Here is a 12,342-nt window from a genome sequence, read left to right as displayed (position 1 = left end):
TGAATCGGTCGTGGACGGCGCCGATTAGTGTGTTCTGCGTGAACAGGCGGATTTTGACGTTGATGGTCGCGCTGGTGCCGATTGTGGTGTTCGGCGTGCTGCTGGCGGTGGTGACGGTTCCGTTTGTGTCACTGGGCCCGGGACCCACCTTCGACACCCTGGGGGAGGTCGACGGCAAGCAGGTGGTCCAGATCGAGGGGACCCAGACCCACCCCACGACCGGTCACCTCAACATGACGACGGTGTCCCAGCGCGACGACCTGACCCTGGGTGAAGCCATCACGCTGTGGATCTCGGGTCAGGAACAGCTGGTTCCGCGCGATCTGGTCTACCCGCCGGGAAAGTCGCGCGACGAGGTCGACAAAGCCAACAACGCCGACTTCAAGAACTCCGAGGACAGCGCCGAGTACGCCGCCCTGGGGTATCTGAAGTACCCCGAGGCGGTGACGGTGGCCACGGTCACCGGGGACGGGCCGTCCGCGGGCAAGCTCAAGCCGGGCGACGCCCTCGATGCCGTCGACCGCACGCCGGTGGCCACGGTCGAGCAGTTCACGGCGCTGTTGAAGAACACCAAGCCGGGCCAGGTGGTCACCATCGACTTCCGGCGCAAGAACGAGCCACCCGGCGTCGCGGAGATCACCCTAGGCAGCAACAAGGACCGCGACTACGGGTTCATGGGGGTCGGCGTGGTGGACGCGCCGTGGGCGTCGTTCAGCGTGAACTTCAACCTGGCCAATATCGGCGGCCCGTCGGCCGGGCTGATGTTCAGCCTGGCTGTCGTCGACAAACTCACCACCGACGACCTGGCCGGTTCGACGTTCGTGGCGGGCACGGGAACCATCAGCGTCGACGGCAAGGTCGGGCCGATCGGGGGCATCACGCACAAGATGGCGGCCGCCCGCGCGGCCGGCGCCACCGTCTTCCTGGTGCCGGCGAAGAATTGCGTCGAAGCGGTCTCCGAGATCCCGTCCGGGTTGCGGCTGGTGAAGGTCGAAACGCTGAGCTCGGCAGTCGACGCGCTGCGCGCGATGAAGGCGGGGGCGGCCACCCCGAGTTGCTAGCCCCGCGGGCAGGCCGGGCCGGTCGGCGCGATGCGTACAGTTGTGACCGTCGGGAAACTAGAGCAGGGAGCGTAGCCAGTGGGAATGCGGCCCGCCGCAAGGATGCCGAAGCTGACTCGGCGTAGCCGGATTCTGATCCTGATCGCACTCGCGGTGATCGTGTTGCTGCTGGCCGGCCCGCGCCTGATCGACGCCTACGTGGACTGGCTGTGGTTCGGCGAACTCGGCTTCCGATCGGTGTTCACCACCGTGCTGGTCACGCGCATCGTGGTGTTTTTGGTGGCCGGGCTGCTGGTCGGCGGCATCGTGTTCGCCGGTCTGGCGACGGCTTACCGCACCCGCCCGGTGTTCGTCCCGAGCAACGAAAACGACCCGGTGGCGCGGTACCGCGCGGTGGTGATGAGCCGGCTGCGGTCGGTGGGCATCGGTGTTCCGGCGTCGTTCGGCGTGCTGGCCGGCATGGTGGCGCAGAGTTACTGGGTGCGGGTGCAGCTGTTTCTGCACGGCGGCGACTTCGGCATCACCGATCCGCAGTTCGGCAAGGACCTCGGGTTCTACGCATTCGAGCTGCCGTTCTACCGGTTGGTACTCAGCTACCTGTTCGTCGCGGTCTTCCTGGCGCTGCTGGCCAATGTGGTCGCGCATTACCTGTTCGGCGGCATCCGGCTGTCGGGGCGCGCGGGGGTGCTGAGCCGCTCGGCACGGATCCAGTTGGTCACCCTGGTCGGTGTCCTGGTCGTGCTCAAAGCGGTGGCCTACTGGCTGGACCGGTACGAGCTGCTGTCGCACACCCGCGGCGGCAAGCCGTTCACCGGCGCCGGTTACACCGATATCAACGCCGTACTGCCGGCGAAACTAATCCTGATGGCGATCGCGCTGATCTGTGCGGCCGCGGTGTTCTCCGCGATTACGCTGCGCGACTTGCGGATTCCGGCCATCGGCTTGGTGCTGCTGTTGCTGTCCTCGCTCATCGTGGGTGCCGGGTGGCCGCTGATCGTCGAGCAGATCAGCGTCAAACCCAATGCCGCGCAGAAGGAAAGCGAATACATCAGCCGAAGTATCACGGCGACCCGGCAGGCGTACGGTCTCACGTCAGATGTGGTGACTTACCGCAACTACACCGGCGACAGTCAGGCGACCGCGCAACAGGTCGCGGCCGACCGCGCCACCACCTCCAACATCCGGTTGCTCGATCCCACGATCGTCAGCCCGGCGTTCACCCAGTTCCAACGCGGCAAGAACTTCTACTTCTTCCCCGAGCAGCTGTCCATCGACCGCTACAAGGACCGCACCGGTGCGCTGCGCGACTTCGTCGTCGCCGCCCGCGAACTGAACCCGGACCGGTTGATCGACAACCAGCGCGACTGGATCAACCGGCATACGGTGTACACCCACGGCAACGGGTTCATCGCGTCACCGGCCAACACCGTGCGCGGCATCGCCAACGACCCGAACCAGAACGGCGGCTACCCGCAGTTCCTGGTCAACGTCGTCGGCGCCAACGGCAGCATCGTGTCCGACGGTCCGGCCCCGCTGGACCAGCCCCGGGTCTACTTCGGACCGGTCATCGCCAGCGCGACCGCCGACTACGCGATCGTCGGTAAGACCGGGGCGGACCGCGAGTACGACTACGAGACCAGCAACGAAACCAAGAACTACACCTACACCGGCGGTGGTGGGGTGCCGATCGGCAGCTGGCTGACCCGGTCGGTGTTCGCGGCGAAGTTCGCCGAGCGAAACTTCCTGTTCTCCAACGTGATCGGCTCGAACAGCCGGATCCTGTTCAACCGCGACCCGGCGCAGCGGGTGGAGGCGGTGGCGCCGTGGCTGACCACCGACAGCGCGGTCTACCCGGCCATCGTCAACAAACGGCTGGTGTGGATCATCGACGGATACACCACCCTGGACAACTATCCGTACTCCGAACTCACGTCGTTGTCGTCGGCGACGGCGGACTCGGCCGAGGTGGCGTTCAACCGGCTGGCCCCCGACAAGCGGGTCTCCTACATCCGTAATTCCGTCAAGGCAACCGTGGACGCCTACGACGGAACCGTCTCGCTTTACCAGCAGGACGAGAACGATCCGGTGCTCAAGGCTTGGATGCGGGTGTTCCCGGGCACCGTGAAGGCCAAGAGTGAGATCTCCGCCGAACTGGCCGATCATCTGCGGTACCCCGAGGACCTGTTCAAGGTGCAACGCATGCTGCTGGCCAAGTATCACGTCAACGACCCGGTGACGTTCTTCTCCACCTCGGACTTCTGGGACGTGCCACTGGACCCCAACCCGACCGCCAGCAGCTATCAGCCGCCGTACTACATCGTCGCCAAAAACCTTGCCAAGAACGACAATTCGCCGTCATATCAGTTGACCAGCGCAATGAACAGGTTCAAACAGGACTTCCTGGCCGCCTACATCAGCGCCAGTTCGGACCCCGCGACGTACGGCAAGCTCACGGTGCTCACGATTCCGGGCAACGTCAACGGACCGAAGCTGGCCAACAACGCCATCACCACCGACCCGGCGGTGTCCCAGGACCTCGGGGTGATCGGGCGCGACAACCAGAACCGCATCAAGTGGGGCAATCTGCTCACGTTGCCGGTGGGGGAGAACGGTCTGCTCTACGTCGAACCGGTCTATGCATCGCCGGGGGCCAGCGACGCCGCGTCGTCGTATCCGCGGTTGATCCGGGTGGCGATGATGTACAACGACAAGATCGGTTACGGGCCGACGGTCGGCGACGCGCTCACCGGGTTGTTCGGGCCGGGTGCGGGTGCCGCGGCGACCGGAATTCAGCCCACCGATGCGGGCTTGCCGGCCAACTCGCCAGGCACGCCACCGCCGGCGTCCGGACCGGGCGCGCCGCCGCCGACGGCCGCGATCCCGTCACCCCCCGATGGTGCGAGCACCTTGTCTCCGGCCAAAGCCGCTGTGCTGCAAGAGATTCAGGCTGCGATCGGAGCGGCCCGGGATGCGCAGAAGAAGGGTGACTTCGCTGCGTACGGGTCGGCGCTGCAGCGGCTCGACGAAGCCATCACCAAGTTCAACAGCACGAAGTAGGGAGGCGGGTCGTCCGACCCGCCCGCACCGCTCCGCGGGCGTCGTGCCCCGCCCTGCTCGCCGCCGCCGCCCAGCTCCGCCCCGCTCCGCTCCGCTCCGCCTCGCTCCGCTCCGCTCCGCTCCGCTCCGCGAGCGTCGTGCCCGCCGCGAGCGCCCTCATATGTGCGCTGAACGGCCACTTTCTGCGGCATTATGGGGACGCTCGCCGCGGTCTCAAGCATCCTTCGCGTCGGCCATACACTCGGCGCGACACGTAACACTCAGTAAGAAGAAGGCGACCATGCCCGAACCTGCGGTCCTCGTCGAACGTGACGGCCACGTATTGACGCTCACTCTCAACCGTCCCGAGAAGCGCAACGCCTTCAACCCGGAGATGTTGTGTCGCTTGGCCGATGCCTGGGATCTGCTCGACAGCGACCCGGAACTCAGAGTCGCCATCATGACGGGGGCGGGCGGAAACTTCTCTGCCGGTGCCGATCTCGACCGTTTAGTCGGTGCGCTGCTGTCCGGTGAACCTGCTCAGAATGAGTACGAAGAGCGTGTGCGGCAGGACTTTTCGTTGATCTACAAGGGTTTCCTGAAGGACCACTACGTCAAGAAGCCCATTGTCGCCGCGGTGGAAGGCTACTGCTACGCGGGCGGCATGGAGATCCTGCAGGCGTTCGACATTCGGGTCGCTGCCGAGGACGCGCAGCTCGCGGTCAGTGAGGTGCAGCGCGGACTGTTCCCGATGAGCGCGTCGACGGTGCGGCTGCCGCGTCAGATCCCGTACACGGTCGCCATGGACATGCTGATCGTCGGCGACCCGATCACCGGTCGACGGGCTTATGAAGTGGGGTTGGTCGGGCACGTGACCCCGAGCGGCGGTGCGCTGGTGCGGGCCCGCGAACTGGCCGAGAGGTTGGCCGCCAACGGCCCTCTGGCGGTGCGCAACATCAAGGCGTCGGTGGTCGAGAACCTGACCAAGGCCGAAGCCGACGCGTTTCCCCGGGAATTGGAGTTGGGGATGGAGGTGATGGGCTCGCACGACGCCAAGGAGGGCCCGCGCGCCTTCCTGGAGAAACGCCCGCCGAACTTCACCGGAGCCTAGGGTTCGCCGAGTCTGCCAGGCGATTTGGTGGGCTTCCCGACGTTGGGTAACCTTGCGTTTACCGACGCGGGGTGGAGCAGCTCGGTAGCTCGCTGGGCTCATAACCCAGAGGTCGCAGGTTCGAATCCTGTCCCCGCTACCAACGTGAATGGCCCTCAGGCGCAAGCCTGGGGGCCATTTTCATGCCTGTTGGGAACACTTTTTGGGAACATTGGGCTGCTAATGAATGTGTCCGCGCTGTCCACAACTCGGTTCTGCCCACCGGGGGCAGTGGGGCGGCTTTCAAGCGATCTGCAGCCGGGCTGAACGTTCGGCTGCGTCGCGGTCGTCGTTGCCCGTCACGTGGGCGTACGTCTTGAGAAGGAGCCCAACGCTGGCACTGAGCGGGCGCCAAGTGCGCGCCGGAGTACTTGCAACGCTACGGGTAGCGTATTGTTGTTGCCGAGTGCAGGAGGTAGGCGATTCCACGGATTGCGAGTGAGGAATCAATCAGGTCCGCGGCTTTGAAGCTGCTTCGAACAAGCGGACCCCAAGCCGTGACTATCGAGGCCGTCGCTCATCTCTCCGGGGTGGCCAAAACGACGATCTACCGTCGCTACCGAAATAGCCAAGAACTCTTAATGGCGGCTCTTACATCGGTCGCAGAACCATCCCCGCCCCCTGAGGGGGCCGGTTTGTCGGTCGTCCTCGAGTGGGTCATAGCTCAAAGTCATCACGCTGTGGCAGATGGTATTGGTGTCGGTGGGCTAGCTGCCCTCCTGACCGATTCGGGTCTCGCCATCACCGCCGTGATCAGAGCCGTGGTGGACCGTCACCGCCGCGCGCTGACTGACGCAATTCGCGTACAAATGGCCGCGGGCCAGACCCGCGAGGGTATTGATCCCGATACCTTGGTCGACTGCATCGTGGGGGCCTATATGTCCGAGCGCGCGCGCAGCGGGTCGGTCGAACCCGGTTGGGCCGACCGGGTACTGCGGACGATCGAACCGGCGGTGGCTCGGGCTGCTGACTAATTCTCGCCCGACAACACGCGCCTCGCGGAGCGCCGCCGTGGCGGTCTGCGAGTGTCGGCTATCGGGGGCGTGCATGTCTCACACGCTTGAATCTATGAACGTAGGCCCCTCTACGTGATCTGCCGGGTGAGATGCGGATCTTTCGACGGTCCGGCACACCTTGCGGATCCGATACGCTACGCGTAGCGTTGTATATGAAGACGAACGAAGGAATCGCAATGGCTATCTTTAGCAAGACAGCGGTGGGTTGGATCACGATCGGTATCGGCGTGGCCATTTCGCTCACACCCACTTGGGCTGAATCGAGCGCAGCTGGGAGCGGCCTAACGCTGGGGTTAGGCGCAATGGCCATCATGTATGGGGTTTGGTCACTGGTCGCCCGTGATGCGACCCGCGACCACTGGTCTCTATCGGTAGTGGAACTGATGCTGTTTATCTCCCCGTGGATCGCACGTTATGCCGGTGACGCAGCGAGTTGGGTGGCGTGGACCGGCGGTGTGACGCTAATGACGGTGTGCGGCGCTGCCTATGTCGCTGACGAAGCGCAGAACGTTGCCGAAGTTGAGCGAGTCGAGGCAGTGGCGACCTATCAGCGTCACTACGACCACGCTCCGGGGACCGAAGACGAGACAGCGGGTGGGACGCAACAGCGTGCTGCGAATCCGGTGATGCACGGCTACTTCGACTCCCGGGCGGTGACCCTATGAACCGCCAGCATTCGGGTACCCACGTCACAACGGTCAAGGGCTCGGAGGAAAAGGCGTCCAGGACACCGCACCTAACCTTTGGCGATCATCAGAGAGGGGAGCAGTTGACAACAGGCGACGTCCACACTTCGACGTTGGGCATGGTGGTCACTGATCGAGCCGAACGCTACGGCAAACAATTGGTGTCCCACCTTGGCCGGCGCAACGGCGGCGAGTGGTCAGAGCACTACCGCAATGGGTGGATAGACCTGGGCGTAGGCAAAGCGGACTTGACTGTCAGCGGCGAAGCGTTGCGGGTGACCGTGACCGCGCCAGCCGAGGAACTGCCACGCTTGCAGGACGTCGTCGCCAGGCACCTCATCCGTTTCGGTGAACGCGATGAACTCAGCATCACGTGGACATCCGCCTCGCCGATGCACACCCGAACCCCGGCGACCGATTATCACACCCGAACCCCGGCGACCGATTGTTCGGACGGAAGCATTTCATGACCGAAAACGCATGCGACGAACCGATCGTCGACCTTCGATCGGCACTCGACAGACTCACTAGGCATTCGGGTCAATTCATTCAAACCGACCATCCCGTCGACCCGATCGGGGAATTGGCCGGCGTGTATCGGCGTATCGGGGCCGGCGGGACGGTGGAACGACCTACCCGCATTGGCCCGGCGATGATGTTCAATACCGTCACAGGATTCCCGGGATGGCGCGTCCTGGTGGGCTTGATGGCCAGCCGTAAAAGGGTTGGCTTCCTGCTCGAGTCGCCACCGGACCGGCTCACCCACCGCATGGCCCGCGCATACCAGGACGCCCAAGGCCCAGTCGAGTTCACCGGTAAGACGGCGCCCTGTCAGGAAGTGATCCACCGCGCCGACGATGCCGACTTCGATCTTCGGACTCTGCTACCAGCGCCGACCAACACTGACCAGGACGCCGGTCCCTACTTCTGTTTGGGCCTGGTATTAGGCAGCGATCCCGAACTCGGCACCGACGTCACCATTCACCGCCTGTGCGTGCAGAGCCGCGACGAAATGACGATCTTCTTTGCTCCGGGCAGACACATCGATGCCTTCCGCCAACGCGCGGAAGCTGCGGGCCGTAGGTTCGAGATCACCGTAAACATGGGTTTGGACCCGGCCATCCCCCTCGGCGCCGAATTCGAAGCTCCCACAACGCCTTTGGGCTACAACGAATTGGCGATCGCCGGGGGTCTGCGGGGCAGGCCGGTCGAATTGGTGCGCGGTGTCACCGTGAACGAGAAAGCCATTGCCGCCGCTGAAGTCGTCATCGAGGGCTACATCCTGCCCGGTGAACGTCAAGCCGAAGATCAGAACACACACACCGGTCACGCCATGCCGGAGTTCCCAGGCTACGACGGACCCGCCAACCCATCATTGCCGGTGATCAAAGTGACCGGGGTGACTACCCGCATCGAGCCGATCCTGCAGACTCTGGTCGGGCCCGGTGAGGAGCACGTCAGTTTGGCCGGGATCCCCACGGAGGCCAGCATTTATCACGCCTTAGACAACGCTATGCCCGGATTCGTCACCGACGTATATGCACATAGCGCCGGCGGCGGGAAGTTCCTAGCAATTCTCAAGTGCAACAAAGGTTCTGCCTTCGACGACGGTCGCGCCCGCCAAGCCGCCCTGCTCGCGTTCGGGGTCTACTCCGAGTTGAAAAACGTGATCCTTGTCGACGCCGACGTCGACATCTTCGACACCGACGACGTCTTGTGGGCGATGCAGACGCGCATGCAAGGCAACCGTGACATCATTACCATTCCTGCTGTCGCCGGCCATGTGTTGGACCCCAGCCAGCAACCCGAATATGACCCGACGCTGCCGGCCAAGGGCACCACGTCCAAGACCATCTTCGACGCGACCGCACCGTTTCATCTCAAGGCCCAGTTCGAGCGCGCGCACTTCCGCGATGTCGATCCTCGCCCCTTCGCCCCGGACCTCGGCTTGGAGTATCCCTGATGAGCCAGCGTCACCCACCCGACCGACTCATCGTCGGCATTACCGGCGCCACCGGCATCGTCTACGGCGTACGCGCGCTGGACATCCTGCGCAGTATTGGCGTGGAAACGCATCTGGTGGTGAGTCGAGCAGCAGGACTGACCCGCGCGTATGAAACCGATCTCAGCCGCCACGACCTCGACGCCCGCGCCGATCACGTCTACAACGTCAACGATGTGGGTGCTCCCATGGCCTCGGGTTCCTTCCTCACCCGCGGCATGCTGATTGCACCGGCATCGATGCGTACCGTCGCCGAAATAGCCAGCGGTGTGAGCTCATCGCTGCTCTCGCGGGCCGCAGACGTCATTCTCAAGGAGCGCCGCCCGCTGGTGCTCATGGTGCGAGAAGCGCCGTTCAACCTCATTCACCTACGCAACATGGCTTCCGTCACCGAGGCCGGCGGCACGATTTTCCCGCCAGTACCTGCGTTTTACTTCCGGCCCACCACCATCGAGGAGATCGTTGACCACTCCGTCGGTCGCGCCTTAGACCAGTTCGGCATCCACACCGACCTTTTCCCACGCTGGGACGACGATCTGCGCCACACCGTCAGAAACCGCCAAGCTCCGCACGACGCCGACGAGCAGTCGGTGGGCACCATCGATGTCGCAACTGTGTCGGATCGACGCGAGGCGTCGCCGCACCTCTCCCACCAGGCGGGCACGGCCTCGGTGAACGGGCAACCCGCCATCTGACCAAGCATCAGACGAACAGGAGATGGAACCGACATGAACGATTCAACGAACTTGCATGAGCCCCCGGCGACGGGTACCAAACCGCCCGCAAGTGTCGTCGCGTTCCTCGATGGTGCCGATCTGGAAACCAAAACCGGCACGGCTATCGGTGCCATTACCGCCGACTCGGACGGGTGGCCGCATCCTGCTCAACTCAGTGCCGGCGAGATTCTCCTTTCCGCCGAGGGCGATATCCGGCTGGCTGTACACCCCCATGCGTCTATGGCGGACAACTTGCGCCGCGACGGCCGGATCGTGCTCATGCTCGCCTCGGACGGCGCGAACAACGAGCTTCGCTTTCAGGTCACCGAAGGACCGCCGCTCGACGAGCCGCCCCTGGCGACGTTCACCGGATCGATGATCCAGGCGCGCGCACACCGCTCCCCATATGCCGACGTGGTCGACGGAGTGCGCTACACCCTGCACGACCCCGCCGGCACGGTCGACCGTTGGCGTCGCCAAATCGACGGCCTGCGCAACCTAAACGTGGCTGCTGGCGAAGCAACGGCACCTGACTAGACGAACTTGAAGGAGTGCTGATGACCTTCCACCGCCGAAACTTCCTCAGCGGCATAGCTTTTACGGCCGCGGGACTGGCGGGATGCACGGCCACTAGGCCAGTGTCGGCCACGCTTGGTGCTTTGGAATTCGACCCCAACGCCTACGTCGAGAAGACCGTCACCGTCTCTACCGACAGCGGAGACAAGGTCGTGAACTACCGCTACTACGGCCCCATCAACTACGTCAGAAAGCCTGTCGACACTGACTATCAGAGCTTGGTGATCAGCGTGCCGACCGCCATCGATGGAAAGACGGTCGACGCCAGCACCGCTCCCATCGTGTTCGCCAACGGTGTCGGCGGCTACATGCCGGCATCTGTCAAAGGCGCAGCCGGCGTCGGGCAAGCGGCCATGCGAATAGATGTCAACCCCAAACCCGGCAGCCCTTCGTCACCAAGCGGCGAAGTCGCCTCGGGCGGCAACGCCATGCTTGACCCGAGGGGCGAGATGGTCAATCTCGCGCAACTGGCGTTGGCGGCAGGCTATGTGTCCGTAGAACCGGGCTGTCGGGGAAGGAGTCTCGTTAACGCCAGTGGTACCTACTACGGGACCGCGCCGGCGGCCATCGTGGACCTTAAGGCGGCCATCCGTTACCTCCATGCCAACAAAGGGCGGGTCCCAGGCAACACCGACCGCATCGTTTCCACCGGTACGAGCGCCGGCGGGTCGCTCTCGGCGCTGCTGGGCGCATCCGGAGACGATCCCCGATTCGGAAGCTATCTAAGCGACCTCGGCGCCGCCGACGCCAGCGATGCCGTTTTCGCCAGCGGTGCCTGGTGCCCGATCACCGACCTTGGACATGCCGACGCAGCTTACGAATGGAACTGGGGCACCAACCCTACGAGTAGCGGGCTGGTCGATCAGGCTCTGTCACGCAACCTGCAAAACTCATTCGCCGAATATCAAGCCTCATTGAAGCTCAACGGACTGAACAACTTCGGCCCGATCGGCGCGAACAACTACGCCGACTATCTGTTGAATATCTACCTGCGACCATCGGCGACGCGCTACCTTGCGGCACTGTCGGAGCCGGACCGCCGCACCTATCTCGAACAGCACCCCACCATCCGGTGGGAGAACAGCGCGGCCGCCTTTTCCTGGCAGGACTATCTCACCCACGTCGGCAGCCGCAAGAAGAGTCTCCCCGCGTTCGACGCCTTTGATCTGTCTGCGGCGGAGAACAATCTATTCGGTGCCGGCACCACCAAGGCGCGTCACTTTACCGATTTCAGCAATGCACACTCCGACGCAGGCATGCTCGATCCCGACATACCTACGTTGCGGGACTTGATGAACCCGATGATCTTCCTCGCGGAGAATAATCCAAATCGTGCCAAGCACTGGTGGATTCGTCTGGGATCCAAGGATTCCGACACCGCGCTGACTGTATCGAGCAACCTTGCCGCTAGTGCCGCCGGTTTCGGCGACGACGTCAATCACGTCATCTATTGGGACGAGGGCCACGACGCGAACATCGACGCCTCATCCTTCATCAATTGGGTCGCAGCTAGCTGCATATAGGAATGCTGCGAGGTGGCCGCAATTAGCCAACATCGGGTCGTGGTCCTTGATAGCGCGGCTGGCGTGATGCCGCCGGGCGTCTCAGCGTTCTGCCATCAGGCGTGCAATTGCTCGCATGATCGACAGCCTGATACCGAAGCGGTAGCCCTGTGTGGGCGATGCCCGCGGCGGTAGCTGTGCGCTGCGCAGGCCGCGGACGCGATCGGTGCGCAGGGCTTATGGGCGGGGGTGGTGGTACCGGAGTCCGGGCGTGGGCGTGAGTTCGCGTTTCGCCGCTTGCAGGTGCTGGCTGAGCGCGGCGTTATCAGGTCCGCTCGCGCGGTCGTGGCCGGCCCCGCGGTTCGAAGAACTGACCCACGAACACGCGTGTTGATATCGTGGCTGGACGCGGGTGTATTGCCAGGGGGTTCAGGGATTTGCCGTCGCGGGATGTCTTGCAGCTAGAGCTTGACTCGCTGGGTCGATTGGGTCCGGGGTTACGTGCTTTAGCAGCGAAGATGGTTGCGTCCAGCAGAGTGGTGTACGAGTCGGACCTGATCAGCGGTACCGGCGTGTCGTAGCCGAGTGATTGAAGGT

The 12,342-nt window shown here is 63.8% G+C and carries 10 protein-coding genes and 1 tRNA gene; all 11 read left to right on the top strand.

Annotated elements, in window-relative coordinates:
• Positions 1 to 38: 38 nt before the first annotated feature.
• The 11 genes from ACZYZ9_RS21045 (at position 39) to ACZYZ9_RS20995 (ending at position 11,766) form a co-directional block, all read left to right on the top strand.
• Complete coding sequence (locus tag ACZYZ9_RS21045; protein WP_463828214.1) at positions 39 to 1,061, top strand: YlbL family protein; 1,023 nt, start codon at positions 39 to 41, stop codon at positions 1,059 to 1,061.
• A 78-nt stretch (positions 1,062 to 1,139) separates the two neighbouring features.
• On the top strand, positions 1,140 to 4,118 hold the full coding sequence (locus tag ACZYZ9_RS21040) for a UPF0182 family protein (protein ID WP_463828213.1): 2,979 nt from the start codon (positions 1,140 to 1,142) through the stop codon (positions 4,116 to 4,118).
• 280 nt (positions 4,119 to 4,398) lie between these two features.
• Positions 4,399 to 5,208 carry a crotonase/enoyl-CoA hydratase family protein gene (locus ACZYZ9_RS21035; RefSeq protein ID WP_463828212.1) on the top strand — a complete coding sequence of 270 codons (810 nt, stop codon included), beginning with the start codon at positions 4,399 to 4,401 and terminating at the stop codon, positions 5,206 to 5,208.
• A 65-nt stretch (positions 5,209 to 5,273) separates the two neighbouring features.
• Positions 5,274 to 5,350: transfer RNA gene (locus tag ACZYZ9_RS21030), tRNA-Met, on the top strand.
• A gap of 319 nt (positions 5,351 to 5,669) precedes the next feature.
• Positions 5,670 to 6,221 carry a TetR/AcrR family transcriptional regulator gene (locus ACZYZ9_RS21025; RefSeq protein WP_463828345.1) on the top strand — a complete coding sequence of 184 codons (552 nt, stop codon included), beginning with the start codon at positions 5,670 to 5,672 and terminating at the stop codon, positions 6,219 to 6,221.
• 194 nt (positions 6,222 to 6,415) lie between these two features.
• Entirely contained in the window at positions 6,416 to 6,928 is a 513-nt protein-coding gene (locus ACZYZ9_RS21020) for a hypothetical protein (protein ID WP_463828211.1), read from the top strand.
• Positions 6,925 to 7,419, top strand: a complete 495-nt coding sequence (locus ACZYZ9_RS21015; protein ID WP_463828210.1) for a DUF2218 domain-containing protein — start codon at positions 6,925 to 6,927, stop codon at positions 7,417 to 7,419. The genes ACZYZ9_RS21020 and ACZYZ9_RS21015 overlap by 4 nt, the downstream gene beginning before the upstream one ends.
• Complete coding sequence (locus ACZYZ9_RS21010) at positions 7,416 to 8,912, top strand: UbiD family decarboxylase (protein WP_463828209.1); 1,497 nt, start codon at positions 7,416 to 7,418, stop codon at positions 8,910 to 8,912. The genes ACZYZ9_RS21015 and ACZYZ9_RS21010 overlap by 4 nt, the downstream gene beginning before the upstream one ends.
• Positions 8,912 to 9,646, top strand: coding sequence for a UbiX family flavin prenyltransferase (locus tag ACZYZ9_RS21005; RefSeq protein ID WP_463828208.1), 735 nt, complete (start codon positions 8,912 to 8,914; stop codon positions 9,644 to 9,646). The genes ACZYZ9_RS21010 and ACZYZ9_RS21005 overlap by 1 nt, the downstream gene beginning before the upstream one ends.
• 33 nt (positions 9,647 to 9,679) lie before the next feature.
• Positions 9,680 to 10,204, top strand: coding sequence for a hypothetical protein (locus ACZYZ9_RS21000; RefSeq protein WP_463828207.1), 525 nt, complete (start codon positions 9,680 to 9,682; stop codon positions 10,202 to 10,204).
• Positions 10,205 to 10,224: 20 nt separating this feature from the next.
• Entirely contained in the window at positions 10,225 to 11,766 is a 1,542-nt protein-coding gene (locus tag ACZYZ9_RS20995) for a subtype B tannase (RefSeq protein WP_463828206.1), read from the top strand.
• The last annotated feature ends 576 nt before the right edge of the window (positions 11,767 to 12,342 follow it).

Source organism: Mycobacterium sp. IDUB_28, from assembly GCF_055419285.1.
This window is presented reverse-complemented; position numbering and strand designations above follow the sequence as displayed.